Genomic DNA, 15783 nt, shown 5'->3' with positions numbered 1-15783 from the left:
CGTAGGGGCGGACATTTACGCGAACTCCTTGCGGCGGGAGACGACGAAGCGCGCTGCCATGTTCACGAGGAGGGTGATGGCGAAGAGCACCAGACCGGCGGCGATCAGCGCCGAGACGCCGTAGCCGGTGGCCTCGGGGTACTGGAGGGCGATGTGGGCGGCGATCGTCTGGTTCCCGCTCTGCAGCAGGAACCAGGAGACGACGAGGGAGGGGGACAGGATCATGGCCACGGCCATGGTCTCGCCGAGGGCGCGGCCCAGGCCGAGCATCGCGCCGCCGATGATGCCGGGGCGGCCGAACGGGATCACCGCCATGCGGATCATCTCCCAGCGGGTGGCGCCGAGGGCGAGGGCCGCCTCCCGGTGCGACTGCGGGACCTGGAGGAAGACGTCGCGCGACATGGCGGTGATGATCGGCAGGATCATGACCGCGAGCACGATTCCGGCGCTGAGCATGGTCCGACCCGTCGTGGAGACCGGGCCCGCGAAGAGCGGGAACCAGCCGAAGTACGTCTCCAGCCAGGTGTAGAAGGGCGCCAGCTGCACGACGAGCCAGCCGATGCCCCACAGGCCGTAGACGACGCTGGGGATCGCCGCGAGCAGGTCCACCAGGTAGCCCAGGACCGCGGCGATGCGGCGCGGGGCGTAGTAGACGATGAACAGGGCGATGCCGATCGCGACGGGGGTGGCGAGGACGAGCGCGATCGCCGCCCCGAGCACGGTGCCGAACGCCAGGGCGAGCACGCCGAACGCGGGCGCCTCCCGGGTGTTGGCGTCCCATTCGCTGGTGGTGAGGAAGTTCGCGGTGTTCGCGGTCAGCGAGTCGAAGGACTGCGCGACGAGGAAGGCCGCGACGCCCGCCAGGATCACGAGGATCAGGATTCCCGATCCCCGCGCGCTGTTGGCGAAGACGACGTCGCCGATACGACGCTTGCCCCGCGGCACGTGGGCCGTCGTAGACGGGTCCGTGGTGGTCATGTGAGACTCCGGTCCAGATGGTTCAAGATTCGCCGCCGGGGGAGTGTTCCTGTTCGCGGTTTCCCTGACAGGCGGTGACGGGGCCTGTTACATTGTGGAGCTTGCTCGGAGCGGCCCGGAACGCGCCTCGGGGTTCAGCGCTGGTCCCACCCCTGACGTGCGGTTCCTTCGCGGGGGTGTGGCAGGCGTTCCAGGGTTCTCCGTTGCCGCGGAGGACGCCGGGCGTGGTGGTGCTCACGCCCGGTGCGGGCTCCACGAGGAGGACGGCCATACGCCCCAAGGGCAGGGCCCACCCCTGTCGGTGGATCCCTACCCTTGTGGCGTTCGGTGTAGCGCTGATCAGCTCGCGACCTGGATCTTGTCCAGCGTGGCCTGGATCTTCTCGCGGGTGCCCTCGGAGAGCGGCGCGGAGCCGGTCTCGTCGGCGGAGGCCTGCTGGCCCTCCTCGCTGGTGACGTAGCCGATGAAGCTCTTCACCAGGTCGGCGTCGGCCTGCTCGGCGTACTCCATGCAGACGATCTCGTAGCTGACCAGGACGATCGGGTAGACCCCGGCCTCGTCGGTGGCGTAGTCGAGGGTGACGGCGAGGTCGTTCTCGGTGTTGCCCTCGCGCGGGGCGGCGGAGTCGACGATCGCGGCGGCGGCCTCGGGGCTGTAGGGGACGAACTCCTCGCCGACGCCGACGGAGACGGTGCCGAACTCGGCGGCGTGGGAGGCGTCGACGTAGCCGATGGTGCCGGTTCCGCCCTGGACCGCGGAGACGACGCCGGAGGAGCCCTGGGCGGCCTCGACGGGCTCGATCGGCCAGTCGCCGCTGACCTCGTGCGGCCAGGCGTCGGGAGCGGCCGCGGACAGGTACTCGACGAAGTTCTCGGTGGTGCCGGACTCGTCGGAGCGGTTCACCGGGACGATGTCGGTGTCGGGAAGCTCGACGTCGGGGTTGTCAGCGGCGATCGCCTCGTCGTTCCACTTGGTGATCTCCTGGTTGAAGATCCCCGCGATGACCTCGGGCTGCATGTTCAGCGAGTCGACGCCCTCGAGGTTGAAGACGACGGCGATCGGGCTGATGTAGCCGGGCAGGTGCACGACCTCGGAGGCGCAGCGCTCGGCGGCCTGCGCGGTCTCCTCCTCGTCCATGGCGGCGTCGGAACCCGCGAAGGCCACCGCGCCCTCGATGAACTGGGAGCGCCCGGCACCGGAGCCCACCGAGTCGTAGTTCACGGTGGCGCCTTCGCAGGCGCCGGTGTAACCGGCGACCCACGCGGCCATCGCGTTCTCCTGCGAGCTGGCGCCGGCGCCGGCGAGCGTGCCGCCGCCGTCGACGCACTCGACGCTGCCCGCGGGCGCCGCGGAGGCGTCGTCTCCCGCGCCTGTGGGGTCGTCGCTGCCGCAGGCAGTGAGCGCGAGGGCGCCGGCGAGAGTCGCGCCCGCAATCTGGCCGTACCTAGAGAGCTTCACAGCCCCGGGGTCCTTCCTCTGGACTTTGTCACCTGTGCGGGGGAACGACCTACTCGAACCCGCCGGAACCGAAGGTAGAGAGCCCAGGTGGCCAGCCATACCAGAGAGGGTGAACGAATGGTGAACGACAGGATGAGTGTCGCGGAAAGGAACGCGGCCCACCGGTGTCGAACAGGTGAACCGCGTCCAATTTGAGGTTTTTGTCCGTATTTGAGCTGCGCTTATGCCTCTCAGTAGGCCGGTAGCGCCCGAGGGTTATCGATCACGGGACAGGGGAAGGGCTACTTCTCGGGCCGGGCGTACATGACGTCGGCGGCCCAGAGTCCGAAGCCCAGGGACTCGTACAGCCGCACCGCGGTCCGGTTCTCCTCGTCCACGTACAGCAGCACCCACGGAAGGCCGCGGTCGCGCAGATGGCGCAGGCCGGTCAGGGTCAGCGCCCGGCCCAGCCCGCTTCCCTGCCACGCGGGGTCCACCCCCACCACGTAGACCTCGCCCACCGGTTCGCCGTCGGTCAGTCCCGCGCCGTCGGCGTGCGTCTTGGTCCAGTGGTACCCCGCGATCCGACCGCTGCGGAGGTCGGCCGCGACGAAGAAGCCGTCGGGGTCGAACCACTCCTCCTCCTGCCGCTGGCGCAGGTCGGCCAGTGTCATGCCGCCCTGTTCGGGGTGGTCGGCGAAGGCGCGGGCGTTGGCGCGCAGCCACTCCCGCTCGTCCGCGCCGACCCGGAAGGCCCGGATCTCCAGGCTCTCGGCCACCTCCGGTGACAGCCGGGGCTCGGACAGCCCGGGGGGCGGGGACCCGCCGACCGCGCGCAGCGGCAGCCGCATCTTCAGCAGCCCGCGCACCTGCTCCAGCCCGGCCGAGGCGGCCAGCGCCCGCGCGCCGTCGAGCCGGCCGTGCGCCCAGAGCCGCAGCCCGCGCGCGCTGGCGTTGGCCAGGAGGTCGTCCAGCAGCAGCCGCCCCAGACCGCGGCGGCGCAGGGACGGGGCCACGACCAGCTCGGCCGCGTCCGGCTCGTCCGGAGTGACCGCGGCGAACGCGAAGCCGCCCAGCAGCGGCCCCCCGTCGGCCTCTTCGTGCAGCAGGTGGAAACGGGTGGTTCCGAGCGGAGCGCCGTGGCGCACCCGCAGCAGGGTCTGCTCCGACAGGGCGTCGACCCCGTCCGCGGCCCGCGCGGCCTCGGCCAGCGCGAGCACGGCGTCGACCTGGCCGGGGTCGAGCACGTCGGTGGTGAGGATGTGGCTCATGGTGCGAGCCTACGTTCGCGGCCGGACCGGAGTCCGGGGACGCCCCGGGTTCAGCCCCCGCGCTTGCGGCGGCGGCCGACGTAGGCGCCGCTCACGCGGACCCGCCGCACCGGGGCCAGCGGGGCGGAGAGCAGCAGCAGGAGAACCAGGAACCCCAGCAGGATGGCGGGGGTGATGGAGCCGCGCACCGCCCGGGCCTCCTGCGCGACGGGGGCGGCGGTCCCGTTCTCCCCCTCGCCCGGGGTCACCATGGGGAGGTCGGCGTACCCGTCGTCGGAGGGGACCGGGAGCGACGGCAGGTCGGCGGGGCCGCTCGGCAGGTCCGGCCGGGAGGAGGATCCTGTCGTCACCGGACTGCTCGGAGCGGCGGGACGGCGCGTGACGGGGCTGCCCGAGGCGGTGGACGGGCCCCGGGGGCTCGACGGGCGCGAGGACCTGACGGACGTCGGGGCAGGGGAGCCGCCGCCGTCCGGGGACGTGGACTGCCCGTTCCCCGGGGGCGCGCCGCCGGGCGAGCCGGACTCGGAGCCGGTGGGCGCGGGGGTGGGCGGGGGCGTCGGGACGGGCCGGGCCACCGTCACGTCCGCCGAGATCTGGGCCGTTCCCGTGCGGGTCTCCTCGCACGACTCCTCCGGCGGCTCCTGGTCGGGGGAGGCGTCGGGAGAGGCCGAACCGCTCGGTTCGGCCGAGGGGGAGGGATCGGGGCAGTCCACCGGAACCCCGTACTCGTACGAGATCAGGACCGCGACCTCGACGGGGACGGGACTGGGGGCCGTGCCGGTGATGTCGGCCGCCGCGGTGGTCCCCGCCTCCAGGACCTCGGGCAGCTCCGAGACGCTCAGGTCCGGGACGTCCGGGGAGTCGGTCACGGACACGCCGGTGATGGCGATGTCGGTCCCGTCGAGTTCGTTGCCGACCAGCAGCGGGAGCTCGAACCGGTCCCCGGGCTCGACCTGGTCTCCCTTCAGGCCCAGGGAGAGGACGGGGCCGTCGGCGAGCGCGGGCGACGCCGGGATCATGGTGCAGCCGATGAACACCGCGCCCAGGGGGATTCCGGCCCATCCCCGCAGCGGAGATCTGGACGCGACGGCGTCCTTTTCTCTCGGCATGAGGGCGATCCTCCTCGATGGGACGCCTTGGCGCGGATCGGTCCGGGCACCCGCGACGCGACCGGTCTCGGTGGGGTCGGTCACACGGGGCCTCTCCAGCATCCTAGATGTTCCGGTCCCGGATGACGACCCCTCGGTGACCATCCGATAACAGCGAGGTCGCCCCCGTGCGCGCGGGGCCGGCCGGGTGGTCCTCCCGGGCCGGGGCCACCCGACCGGCCGCGCGGCTCCGACCGGTCGCCAGGGGCTGATGAGGGCCCTCCGGCCGAACGGGGCCTCCGTCGGCGACGCGGCCCGCGGTCAGCTCTTGCGGGTGAGCTGCTCGGGGGCCTCCACGCGGCGCGCCGCCTCTTCGCTGGCGGCCTTGGAGGCGGGGTCCGGGACGAAGCGGTAGCCGACGTTGCGCACGGTCCCGATCAGGGACTCGTACTCGCTGCCGAGCTTGGCGCGCAGCCGCCGCACGTGCACGTCGATGGTGCGGGTGCCGCCGAAGTAGTCGTAGCCCCACACCTCCTGCAGCAGCTGGGCGCGGGTGAAGACGCGGCCGGGGTGCTGCGCGAGGAACTTCAGGAGCTCGAACTCCTTGAAGGTGAGGTCCAGGATCCGTCCGCGCAGCCGTGCGATATAGGTGGCCTCGTCGATGGTGAGGTCGCCGCGGCGGATCTCGTCGGGGTCGTCGGACGCGGTGTCGGCCTGGCCGATGGAGAGCCGCAGCCGGGCCTCGACCTCGGCGGGGCCGGCGGAGGTGAGCAGGAAGTCCGTCACCTGCCAGTCCGGGGTGAGCGCGGCGACCCCGCCCTCGGTGAGGACCGGGATGAGCGGGCAGTCCAGGCCGGTCGTGTTCAGCAGGCGGCACAGGTTGCGCACCGACGCGAGGTCGGTGCGCGCGTCCACCAGGATCGCGTCCACCGGTAGGCCCGCCGTACGGTCGTTCCCGGGGGAGAGCAGCGCGCTCGCCTCCGCCGGGGCGATCCGCACCGAGTGCAGGAGCAGGCCCAGGGCGGGCAGGACGTGGTCGGACGGTTGGTTGGAGTTGGTCAGCAGCAGAAGGTGGCTCATGCGCCTCTTCCCGTCGCCCGCGGAACGCGGCTGTTCGAAGGCGCCGTTGCCCCCGGTGAGAATGCTTTGGAAATTGCCTCCGAATGAACACAAGGATAATCAATCGATGACGATCGGAACCATCAGGTACTGGGCGGCGGCCAAGGACGCCGCGGGCCGGGCCGAGGAGTCCTTCGACGCGGGGACTCTGGCGGAGCTTCTGGGACGGGTTCGGGAGAGGCACGCGGGAAACGCCGAATTGCTCAGGGTTTTGGAGCGTTCGTCCTTTCTGGTGGGAGAGATCCCGGTGGGAAGGCGCCCGCACGAGGGGGTGGAGCTGTCCGAGGGGTGGACGGTGGAGGTCCTGCCCCCGTTCGCGGGAGGGTGACGCGGCGGCGCCCGGAGGCCGGGCGCCGGGAGTGGAGAGGAGGGCCGATGGGAAGTCGGCCGGTGGGTCGGGAAGCCGGTGAGAATCCTCACGTCGTCACGATGCTGGGCAAACCGGGATGCCATCTGTGCGACGAGGCGCTGGCCGTGATCGGGCGGGTCTGCGCCGACCTGGGCGTGCGCTACGAGGTCCGGGACATCACCGTGGCGGACCCGGAGGAGAAGGAGGAGTACTGGGAGAAGATCCCGGTGACCTTCGTCGACGGGGAGCAGCACGACTTCTGGAGGGTGAGCGAGAAGCGGTTGAGGGAGGCCCTGGGGTAGGGCGGCGGCGCTCGCGCGCGATGTTGCGGCACGTGAAAGCGGCACCCACTTTGTGCGCGCTTTCACAAGGGCGTAACCTAGTGGTCAAAATCTTTTCCGGCTGTGGGGCTTGACAGACAACAGGCACCGTCATAGGGGATCATCGAACCCCGACCGGCCGGAGAAGACCCATAACGCCGACGTCGCCCAGGAGCGCACACCTGTGACCAGCCGGACACCACGGCCTCGGGAGAGGGGAATCCCGGAGGCGACAGTCGCGAGGCTCCCGCTGTACCTCCGCGCGCTGCACGGCCTGAGTGAACGGGGGACGCCCACGGTGTCGTCCGAGGAGCTCGCGTCGGTGGCCGGGGTCAACTCCGCGAAACTGCGCAAGGACCTCTCCCACCTGGGCTCGTACGGAACGCGGGGGGTGGGGTACGACGTCGAGTACCTCATCTACCAGATCTCCCGTGAGCTTGGTCTCACCCAGGACTGGTCCGTGGCCATCATCGGCGCGGGCAACCTGGGGCGCGCGCTGGCCGACTACGGGGGGTTCGGGACCCGCGGCTTCAGGATCGCGGCGCTGCTGGACGCGGATCCGAAGACGGTGGGGCGCGAGGTGGCCGGCCTGTCCGTGCGGCATATCGACGAGCTGGAGGACGTTGTCTCCGACGAGAAGGTGTCCATAGGGGTCATCGCCACCCCGGCCGCGGCGGCGCAGGGGGTGTGCGACCGCTGCGTTGGCGCGGGGGTCGGAAGCATCCTGAACTTCGCCCCCGTGGTCCTCAATGTGCCGGAACACGTGGATGTGCGTAAGGTCGATCTGTCCATCGAGCTCCAGATCCTCGCCTTCCACGAGCAGCGGAAGGCCGTGGGACGGCGGGGGCCCGGATGGGCCGACGCCCTGGAGGTCTGAGAACGTGTCCGGAACGGACGGCCGGGGGGCGCGCGGAGGCGAACGCGCGCCGGCGGAACAACGAAGTGTCGCAAACGTGCCTGCATTGGAGTGCGGATGAGTGTCCTCGCCCTTGGGCTGAGCCATCGGAGCTCGCCCGTGGCGCTGCTCGAGCGCGTCGCGTTGAGCGGCGAGGCGCGCCTGAAGGCGATGTCGGAGATGGTCGGCACGGCCCCGGTCAACGAGGTGATGATGGTCGCCACGTGCAACCGCGTGGAGGTCTACGCGGACGTCGACCAGTTCCACCCGGGTGTGGCCGCGATCTCCGAGCTGCTCTCCTGGCACACCGGCGTCCCGCTGGGCGAACTCACCCGGCACCTCTACGTGCACTACGAGGAGCGCGCGGTCCAGCACCTGTTCTCCGTCGCGTGCGGCCTCGACTCCATGGTCGTGGGCGAGGGCCAGATCCTCGGCCAGGTCCGCAACTCCCTCAAGGACGCCCAGCACAGCGGGGCCCTCGGCCGGGTCCTCAACGACCTGGGCCAACGGGCCCTGCGCGTCGGCAAGCGCGCGCACACCGAGACCCACCTCGACCAGGCCGGCGCCGACATGGTCACCTTCGGCCTGGCCGTCGCCGGACGGCACCTGCCCGCCGCCCCGGACGCGCTGTCCGGGACCGCGGGGCCGGAGGCCCGCTGCCCCGTGGACGCCGCGCACCAGGGGCTCGCGGAGGAGGTCGAGGCGGCGCTGCCGTGCCCGCGCCCCCTCGCCGGCCGCCGCGTCATGGTGCTCGGCGCCGGCTCCATGAGCGCGCTGTCCGCCAACACCGTCGCCCGGCAGGGCGCCGCCGCGGTCGTCGTGGCGAACCGCACCTTCGACCGCGCCGCGCGGCTGGCCGAGTGCCTCACCGAGGCCTACGACGAGATCCGCAGCACCGCCGTGCCGTTCGAGGAGGCCGCCGCCCACCTCCCGGAGGTCGACCTGGTCATCTCCTGCACCGGCGCGCAGGGGCTCGTCCTCACCGCCGAGGAGGTCGCCGCCGCCGTCGAGGGACGCCCCGGCCGCCCGCTGGTCTTCCTCGACCTGGCGATGCCGCACGACATCGACCCGGGCGTCCGGGACCTGCCCGGCGTCTTCCTCGTCGACATCGACTCCCTGCGCACGGCCGTGGCCGAGGAGCCCGCGGAGACCACGGGGCGGGTCGCCGACATCTCCGCGGTGCGCGGGATCGTCGACGAGGAGGTGGCGGAGTACGAGACGGTGCGCCGCGCCGAGCGCGTCGCCCCCACGGTGGTCGCGCTGCGCAGCAAGGCCCAGTTGGTCGTGGAGACCGAGATGGCGCGGCTGCACGGGCGCCTGCCCGACCTCGACGACAGGACGCGGGGCGAGATCACGCACGCCGTGCGCCGTGTCGTCGACAAGCTCCTGCACCAGCCGACCGTGAAGGTCAAGCAGCTCGCCGCCGGCCCCGACGGGGGCGCCTACGAGGCGGCGCTGCGCGAACTGTTCGATCTCGACCCCAAGATTCCCGACGCGGTCGCCAGGACCGGCCCCGCGGTCGGCGAGGAGATGTGACATGACTCCGGCACCGGCGCGTCTCGGCACACGCCGCAGCACCATGGCCACCAACCAGTCCCGGATGGTCGCCGACGCCATCACCGAGCGGACCGGGGTTCCGGTCGAGCTGGTCCTCATCACCAGCTTCGGCGACGTCACCAAGGCGCACCTGACCCAGCTGGGCGGCACCGGCGTCTTCGTCAACGCGCTGCGCGACGAGCTGCTCGACGGCGGCGTCGAGTTCGCCGTGCACTCGCTCAAGGACCTGCCCACCGCGCCCGCCGACGGGCTCGTCCTGGCGGCCGTCACCGAGCGGGACGACCCGCGCGACGCGCTGTGCGCCCGCGACGGGCTGAAGTTCGCCGACCTGCCCGCGGGGGCCGCGGTCGGCACCGGGTCGCCGCGCCGCGTCGCCCAGCTCACCACGCTCCGCCCCGACCTGCGGTACGTGCCGATCCGGGGCAACGCCGAGACCCGCCTGGGCAAGGTCGCCTCGGGCGAGCTCGACGCGGTGGTCCTGGCCCACGCCGGCCTCCGCCGAGTGGGCCGCCTCGACGACGTCACCGACGTGTTCGAGCCGGAGCAGATGCTGCCCGCCCCCGGGCAGGGCGCGCTCGCCGTGGAGTGCCGCCTGGCCGACGCCGAGGGCGCGCTGGGCTACCTCTCCGCCGTCGACCACCCGGCGACCCGCGCCGCGGTCACCGCCGAGCGCGTCGTCCTGGCCGAGCTGGAGGCCGGATGCGCGGCCCCCGTCGGCGCCTACGCCGAGTTCACCGCCGAGGGGCTGCTCCGGCTGCGCGCCGCCGTGGTGTCCACCGACGGCACCCAGTCGGTGCGCATGGAGCGCACCGCCGAGGCGGCCGCGACCGCCGACGGGGTCCGCGACGCCGCGGAACTCGGCCGAGCGCTCGCACGCGAGATGATCGCGGCCGGAGCAGACCGGATCGTGGCCGACGCCGCGACGGGCAGGGAGACCTGAACAGCGGTCCCACCGCGCACACGGGACGCGAACAGGTGAGAAAGAGGAGCGAAGTTGGACCCGCAGACTGAGAACCGGGTGGCCGGGCCGGAGAGATCCGCCGAGCCGGCCGCCGGCCACATCGCGCTGGTCGGAGCCGGGCCGGGCGACGCCGAGCTGCTGACGCTGCGGGCCGCCGCGCTGCTGGGGCGGGCCGACGTCGTCATCACGCTCCGCGAGCCCGGACCCGCGCTGGCCAGGCACCGCCAGGCCCTGCTGCGCCACTGCCGCCCGGACGCCAGGGTCGTCGACCCCGACGAGTGCGGGGGCGACGCCGACGCGTTCGCGGTCGCGCAGGCCGCCGAGGGCCGCCGGGTGGTGCGGCTGTACAGCGGGGACCCGCTGTTCGGCTGCCGGGGCGCCGACCTCGCCGACGCCGCCCTCGAGGCGGGCGTCGAGTACGAGGTCGCGCCCGGGCTCTCCTCGATCACCGCCGTCCCCGCCTACGCGGGCCTGCCGCTGATGCCCGAGGGCGTCAACGAGGTCCGTGTGATCGACGCCAGGGACGCCGGGGCCGACTGGGCGGGCGCCGCCCAGAGCGACGCCACCCTCGTCGTCATGTTCCCCGACGCGCCCGGCGAGGACGACCCCGGGGCGAACGGGCCCGGCATCGACCGGATCTGCAAGTCCCTCGTCGCGGGCGGGCGCGGCGACACCACGCCGGTCGCCGTCACCCGCATGGGCACCACCACCGAGCAGACGACCGTCGCCTCGACGCTGTCCCGGTTGACGGCCGACCTCAAGGCCGCCGACGCCAAGGGCCACACGGTCACCCGCCCCGCCCTGCTCGTCGTCGGCGAGGGCGCGCGCAGCCAGCGGCGGCTGTCCTGGTTCGAGACCAAGCCCCTGTTCGGCTGGCGGGTCCTGGTGCCGCGCACCCGGGAGCAGGCCGCCTCCCTGTCCGAGCAGCTGCGCGGCTACGGCGCGGTGCCCGAGGAGGTCCCCACCATCTCGGTGGAGCCGCCCCGCACCCCGCAGCAGATGGAGCGGGCCGTGCGCGGACTGGTCACCGGCCGCTACCAGTGGGTGGCGTTCACCTCCGTCAACGCGGTCAGGGCCATCCGCGAGCGGCTCGAGGACTACGGCCTGGACGCGCGCGCCTTCGCCGGGGTCAAGGTCGCGGCCGTGGGCGAGCAGACCGCCGCCGCGCTGGTGGCGTTCGGCATCCAGCCCGACCTCCAGCCGCCCCCGCACAACCAGTCCGGCGCCGGGCTCGTCGACGTGTGGCCGCCCTACGACGCCGAGATCGACCCGATCGAGCGCGTCCTGCTGCCGCGCGCCGACATCGCCACCGAGACCCTCGCCGAGGGTGCGGCCAAGCTCGGCTGGGAGGTGGACGACGTCACCGCCTACCGCACCGTGCGCGCGGCCCCGCCGCCCGCGCCGATCCGCGAGGCCATCAAGGGCGGCGGCTTCGACGCGGTGCTGTTCACCTCGTCCTCCACGGTCCGCAACCTCGTCGGCATCGCCGGCAAGCCGCACGCCACCACGGTCATCGCCGTGATCGGCCCCGAGACCGCCAAGACCGCCGAGGAGTTCGGGCTGCGCGTGGACGTCGTCGCGCCCAGAACCTCGGTTTCCGCCCTCGCCGAGGCGCTTTCGGAGTACGGTGCGGCACAGCGCCGGGCCGCGGTCGACGCGGGGAAACCCGTCCTGCGTCCCAGCCAGAAGCGCCGCGGCCGCCGCCGCAAGACAATGATCCAGTAGGGGGAAGTCCGCCATGACCGCCCGTTTCCCGGTGGCCCGACCGCGCCGACTGCGCACCACGCCCGCGATGCGGCGGTTGGTCGCCGAGACGCGGGTCCGGCCCGAGGACCTCGTCCTGCCGATGTTCGTCAAGGAGGGCATCGACTCGCCGAACCCGATCGGGTCCATGCCCGGGGTGTACCAGCACACCCGCGAGAGCCTGCGCAAGAGCGCGCACGAGGCGGTCGCGGCGGGCGTCGGCGGGATCATGCTGTTCGGGATCCCGGAGTCCAAGGACGAGCGGGGCTCCTCCGCCGACGACCCCGAGGGGATCGTGCAGCTGGCGCTGCGGGACCTCGCCTCGGACCTGGGCGACGACACCGTGCTGATGACCGACCTGTGCCTGGACGAGTACACCTCGCACGGGCACTGCGGACTGCTCACCGACACGGGCGGGGTCGACAACGACGCGACCCTGGAGCGCTACGGCTCCATCGCGGTGGCCCAGGCCGCCGCGGGGGTGGCCGTGGTCGCCCCCAGCGGGATGATGGACGGCCAGGTGGGAGCGATCCGCACCGCGCTGGACCGGGCCGGGTACACCGACGTGGCGATCCTGTCGTACGCGGCCAAGTACGCCTCGGCGTTCTACGGGCCGTTCCGCGACGCCGCCGAGTGCGCCCCGCAGTTCGGCGACCGGTCCAGCTACCAGCAGGACCCCGCCAACGCCCTGGAGGCGCTGCGCGAGGTCGAACTCGACCTGGCCGAGGGCGCCGACATGGTGATGGTCAAACCCGGACTCGCCTACCTCGACATCGTGGCGAAGGTCGCCGAATCCGTGCGGGTCCCCGTGTCGGCCTACCAGGTCAGCGGTGAGTACGCGATGGTTGAGGCGGCGGCGCGGAACGGCTGGCTGGAGCGCGAGCGGGCCATCGTGGAGACCCTCACGTCCTACCGGAGGGCGGGCGCGCGGCAGATCCTCACCTACTGGGCGACGGAGGCCGCGGGACTGCTCCGGTAGCCGGGCGGAGGGGGCGCTCCCCGGGCCGGGCGGCTTCGCCGGGAGCGGGAAGAACGGCATCGACGCTCCGCGGGCGGCCCTGACCGGTCCGCCGCACCCGCGGAGCGTCCGTCAACGGGCATGATCGCGAGGGGGCACCCATGGTCGACGTATTGAGTGGTAGGAGCAGGCGGCGGCGCCGCCGGAACCCGGTCGGGATGGTCGACGCCGCGCTGGAGTACGCCGCGCTCGGCTGGCCGGTGTGCCGGGGCGCCCACCCCGACCCGGTGGGGCCGCGCTCGTGCGCCTGCGACCGCATGGGCTGCCCGGACCCGGGCGCGCACCCGATGTCCGCGGCCTGGGCGATGGAGGCCGGAACCGACCCCGCCGTCATCACCCGCTGGTGGGGCGCCGAACCCGACGCGAACGTCATCCTGCCGACCGGGCGCGTCTTCGACGTCTTCGACGTCCCCGCGGAGGCCGGGGTGTCGGCCATGGCCCAGATGGACAGGGCGGGCCTGCCCGCCGGCCCCGTCGCCGCCGTGGACGCGCGGCGCTACCTCTTCTTCGTCGCCACCCGCTCCCCGGCGGACGAGGACGAGTGGTGGTCCTGCCACCTCGACTGCGTTCCCGAGACGGTGGCGGACAGCCCCGGCCTGCGCTGGCACTGCCGCAACAGCTACGTCCCGGCCCCGCCGTCGACGCTGCCCTCGGGCGGCCGGGTGGACTGGATCCGCCCGCCGTCCCGGGGAGCGGACGGCGTCGAACTCCCGGACCCGATCGCCGTCCTGGCCGTCCTGGTCGACGTGTGCGAGGAGCCGAAGGCGGGGTAGCGCCCCCGGCACGGGGGGGTTCGGGCTCTGCCGGACGGGGCCGCTCGGGGCCTGGTTCTGTCCTCGCTTGTGGCGATCACGGACTTTCCGCCCCTTCCGGGCCCCGAAGCGGGCAGAAAGCCCACGATCATCGGTAGGTTCCCGGTGAGGACCGTGAACCGGCCCTTTCCGCGTGGTCCCGCCCGCCGTCGCCGCCTCGCCGCCGTGCCGGGCACGAGAACACCGCGGCGGTCCGGCCGGCGGATTCCCGACGCCGAAGCACCCCGCGCCCGGTCAGGGCCTGGGAAGCTCCCTCCCGGCCACCACGATGCCGTCCGCGTCGCTGTACAGCCACGCGCCCGGGGTGAACACCACCTGGCCGAAGGCCACCGGCTCGTCGACCACGCCCGCGCCGGCCTTGGCGGACTTGCGCGGGTTGGAGCCGAGGGCCTTGACCCCCAGCGCCAGCCCGGCCAGCTCCGCCACGTCGCGCACCGCGCCGTTGATCACCACCCCGGACCAGCCGTTGGCCGCGGCGGACCCGGCGATCATGTCGCCCATCAGGGCCGAGCGCAGCGAGCCGCCGCCGTCCACGACCAGGACGCGCCCCTCCCCCGGCTGGTTGAGCAGCTCCCGGACCAGCGCGTTGTCCTCGTGGCACTTGACGGTCCGGATCGGCCCGTGGAAGGCGGCGCGGGCGCCGAACTGGCGGAACTGCGTCTCGCAGCTCGCGATCGAGTCGCCGTGGGCGTCGATCAGGTCGGCGGTGGCGAACACCTCGGACGCGTCGGACATGGCGGGCTCCTCCCGGTCGGCGATCAGGTGCGGTACAAGCTATCCACCGGCCCGCGGCGCGGCCACCGCACCCCGGCGCGCGCGTCCGGGGACAGCTGACACACTGGGACCGTGGGTACTCATCAGACATCACGCGAGCTGTTCGAACGCGCTTCCGCCAAGGTTCCCGGCGGAGTGAACTCACCGGTCCGGGCCTTCGGGGCCGTCGGGGGGACGCCGCCGTTCATGGCGTCGGGCAAGGGGGCCTACCTCACCGACGTCGACGGGAACACCTACGTGGACCTCATCTGCTCGTGGGGGCCGCTGATCCTGGGGCACGCGCACCCCGCGGTCGTCGAGGCGCTGACCGAGGCCGCCGCCAAGGGCACCTCCTACGGCGCGCCGACCCCCGGGGAGGTCGAGCTCGCCGAGGAGATCACCGCCCGCGCGCCGGTCGAGAAGGTCCGCCTGGTCAACTCCGGCACGGAGGCGACCATGTCCGCGATCCGGCTGGCCCGCGGGGCCACCGGCCGCGCCAAGGTGGTCAAGTTCGCGGGCAACTACCACGGCCACGTGGACGCGCTGCTGGCCGCGGCGGGGTCCGGCGTCGCCACCTTCGGACTGCCCGACACTCCCGGTGTCACCGGCGCGAGCGCGGCCGACACCATCGTGCTGCCCTACAACGACATCGCCGCGGTCGAGGCGGCCTTCGCCGGGGCCGGCGACGAGATCGCCTGCGTCATCGCCGAGGCGTGCCCCGCCAACATGGGCGTCGTGCCGCCCCGGAACGGCTTCAACGCCAGGCTGAAGGAGATCACCGCCCGGTACGGCGCGCTGCTCGTCCTGGACGAGGTCCTCACCGGCTTCCGGGTCGGTCCGTCCGGCTGGTTCGGACTGGAGGGCGTCACCCCCGACCTCATGACCTTCGGCAAGGTCATGGGAGGCGGCCTGCCCGCCGCCGCGTTCGGCGGCCGCGCCGACATCATGGACCAGCTCAGCCCCGGCGGCCCGGTCTACCAGGCGGGCACGCTGTCGGGGAACCCGCTGGCCACCGCCGCGGGCCTGGCCACGCTGCGCAACGCGACCCCCGAGGTGTACGCGCGCATCGACAGCGCCGCCGCGCGCGTCTCGGCGGCCGTGTCCGAGGAGCTGGCCGCCGCCGGAGTGCCGCACCGCGTCCAGCACGGCGGCAGCCTGTTCACGGTGTTCTTCACCGACGCGGAGGTCACCGACTTCGACGGCGCCCGCGCCCAGGACACCGCCCGGTTCGCGGCGTTCTTCAACGCGATGCTGGAGCAGGGCGTCTACCTGCCGCCGGCGGCGTTCGAGGCGTGGTTCTTCTCCGCCGCGCACGACGACGCCGCCCTGGACCGGGTCGTCTCCGCCCTTCCCGCCGCCGCGAAGGCCGCGGCGCGGGCGGGCTAGGGAGTCTCCGGCGCGGGTGAGGGTCGGGGCCGCGCCCACGATGTCCGTTCCTCCCGGTGATCTTGACCTTTTCGGGGTCTCAACCGTCTCTGAGAC

The 15783-nt window shown here is 73.1% G+C and carries 15 protein-coding genes; 9 read left to right on the top strand and 6 right to left on the bottom strand.

The features are described from left to right. Positions 1–15 precede the first annotated feature (15 nt). From pstC to EV190_RS01195, 5 genes are all read right to left on the bottom strand, one after another. Entirely contained in the window at positions 16–978 is a 963-nt protein-coding gene (pstC, locus tag EV190_RS01215) for a phosphate ABC transporter permease subunit PstC (RefSeq protein WP_133739534.1), read from the bottom strand. Positions 979–1317: 339 nt separating this feature from the next. Next, on the bottom strand, positions 1318–2436 hold the full coding sequence (pstS, locus tag EV190_RS01210) for a phosphate ABC transporter substrate-binding protein PstS (protein WP_133739533.1): 1119 nt from the start codon (positions 2434–2436) through the stop codon (positions 1318–1320). Positions 2437–2717: 281 nt separating this feature from the next. Further along, entirely contained in the window at positions 2718–3686 is a 969-nt protein-coding gene (mshD, locus tag EV190_RS01205) for a mycothiol synthase (RefSeq protein WP_133739532.1), read from the bottom strand. A gap of 50 nt (positions 3687–3736) precedes the next feature. Continuing rightward, positions 3737–4795: a hypothetical protein gene (locus EV190_RS01200; RefSeq protein WP_133739531.1), complete on the bottom strand. Its 1059-nt coding sequence runs from the start codon at positions 4793–4795 to the stop codon at positions 3737–3739. 300 nt (positions 4796–5095) lie between these two features. Next, positions 5096–5854 carry a winged helix-turn-helix transcriptional regulator gene (locus EV190_RS01195; RefSeq protein WP_133739530.1) on the bottom strand — a complete coding sequence of 253 codons (759 nt, stop codon included), beginning with the start codon at positions 5852–5854 and terminating at the stop codon, positions 5096–5098. Positions 5855–5960: 106 nt separating this feature from the next. Here EV190_RS01195 and EV190_RS01190 point away from each other — a divergent pair, with 106 nt between their 5' ends. From EV190_RS01190 to EV190_RS01155, 8 genes are all read left to right on the top strand, one after another. Then, the gene (locus EV190_RS01190) at positions 5961–6221 is read left to right on the top strand and encodes a MoaD/ThiS family protein (protein ID WP_133739529.1); all 261 of its coding nucleotides are present in this window, start codon (positions 5961–5963) and stop codon (positions 6219–6221) included. Positions 6222–6268: 47 nt separating this feature from the next. Beyond that, positions 6269–6544 (top strand): glutaredoxin family protein, encoded by a 276-nt coding sequence (locus EV190_RS01185; protein WP_133739528.1) that lies wholly within the window; start codon positions 6269–6271, stop codon positions 6542–6544. Between the two features lie 202 nt (positions 6545–6746). Further along, a complete protein-coding gene (locus tag EV190_RS01180; protein WP_133739527.1) occupies positions 6747–7439 on the top strand; it encodes a redox-sensing transcriptional repressor Rex in 693 nt (230 codons plus the stop codon). 96 nt (positions 7440–7535) lie between these two features. Next, positions 7536–8993: a glutamyl-tRNA reductase gene (locus EV190_RS01175; RefSeq protein ID WP_133739526.1), complete on the top strand. Its 1458-nt coding sequence runs from the start codon at positions 7536–7538 to the stop codon at positions 8991–8993. Position 8994: 1 nt separating this feature from the next. Then, positions 8995–9954 carry a hydroxymethylbilane synthase gene (hemC, locus tag EV190_RS01170; protein ID WP_133739525.1) on the top strand — a complete coding sequence of 320 codons (960 nt, stop codon included), beginning with the start codon at positions 8995–8997 and terminating at the stop codon, positions 9952–9954. Between the two features lie 54 nt (positions 9955–10008). After that, a complete protein-coding gene (locus tag EV190_RS01165) occupies positions 10009–11700 on the top strand; it encodes a bifunctional uroporphyrinogen-III C-methyltransferase/uroporphyrinogen-III synthase (RefSeq protein WP_133739524.1) in 1692 nt (563 codons plus the stop codon). 13 nt (positions 11701–11713) lie between these two features. After that, on the top strand, positions 11714–12697 hold the full coding sequence (gene hemB / locus EV190_RS01160) for a porphobilinogen synthase (protein ID WP_133739523.1): 984 nt from the start codon (positions 11714–11716) through the stop codon (positions 12695–12697). Positions 12698–12837: 140 nt separating this feature from the next. Further along, positions 12838–13509: a bifunctional DNA primase/polymerase gene (locus EV190_RS01155; RefSeq protein WP_133739522.1), complete on the top strand. Its 672-nt coding sequence runs from the start codon at positions 12838–12840 to the stop codon at positions 13507–13509. 273 nt (positions 13510–13782) lie between these two features. Here the strand turns inward: EV190_RS01155 and rraA are convergent, their stop codons facing one another. Further along, positions 13783–14283 (bottom strand): ribonuclease E activity regulator RraA, encoded by a 501-nt coding sequence (gene rraA / locus EV190_RS01150; protein ID WP_133739521.1) that lies wholly within the window; start codon positions 14281–14283, stop codon positions 13783–13785. A gap of 111 nt (positions 14284–14394) precedes the next feature. Between rraA and hemL the strand changes: the two genes are divergently transcribed. Then, positions 14395–15687, top strand: a complete 1293-nt coding sequence (gene hemL, locus EV190_RS01145) for a glutamate-1-semialdehyde 2,1-aminomutase (protein WP_133739520.1) — start codon at positions 14395–14397, stop codon at positions 15685–15687. The last annotated feature ends 96 nt before the right edge of the window (positions 15688–15783 follow it).

The organism is Actinorugispora endophytica (assembly GCF_004363075.1).
Lineage (GTDB): Bacteria > Actinomycetota > Actinomycetes > Streptosporangiales > Streptosporangiaceae > Actinorugispora > Actinorugispora endophytica.
The sequence above is the reverse complement of the archived record's forward strand: the minus strand, read 5'-3'. Positions and strand labels throughout refer to the sequence as shown.

Excerpts from the sequence above, each read along its gene's own strand:
- EV190_RS01195 (WP_133739530.1), bottom strand. The coding sequence starts at position 5,854 with ATGAGCCACCTTCTGCTGCTGACCAACTCCAACCAACCGTCCGACCAC.
- EV190_RS01175 (WP_133739526.1), top strand. The coding sequence starts at position 7,536 with ATGAGTGTCCTCGCCCTTGGGCTGAGCCATCGGAGCTCGCCCGTGGCG.
- hemC (WP_133739525.1), top strand. The coding sequence starts at position 8,995 with ATGACTCCGGCACCGGCGCGTCTCGGCACACGCCGCAGCACCATGGCC.
- EV190_RS01200 (WP_133739531.1), bottom strand. The coding sequence starts at position 4,795 with ATGCCGAGAGAAAAGGACGCCGTCGCGTCCAGATCTCCGCTGCGGGGA.
- EV190_RS01190 (WP_133739529.1), top strand. The coding sequence starts at position 5,961 with ATGACGATCGGAACCATCAGGTACTGGGCGGCGGCCAAGGACGCCGCG.
- EV190_RS01185 (WP_133739528.1), top strand. The coding sequence starts at position 6,269 with ATGGGAAGTCGGCCGGTGGGTCGGGAAGCCGGTGAGAATCCTCACGTC.
- EV190_RS01155 (WP_133739522.1), top strand. The coding sequence starts at position 12,838 with ATGGTCGACGTATTGAGTGGTAGGAGCAGGCGGCGGCGCCGCCGGAAC.
- mshD (WP_133739532.1), bottom strand. The coding sequence starts at position 3,686 with ATGAGCCACATCCTCACCACCGACGTGCTCGACCCCGGCCAGGTCGAC.
- rraA (WP_133739521.1), bottom strand. The coding sequence starts at position 14,283 with ATGTCCGACGCGTCCGAGGTGTTCGCCACCGCCGACCTGATCGACGCC.
- pstC (WP_133739534.1), bottom strand. The coding sequence starts at position 978 with ATGACCACCACGGACCCGTCTACGACGGCCCACGTGCCGCGGGGCAAG.
- hemB (WP_133739523.1), top strand. The coding sequence starts at position 11,714 with ATGACCGCCCGTTTCCCGGTGGCCCGACCGCGCCGACTGCGCACCACG.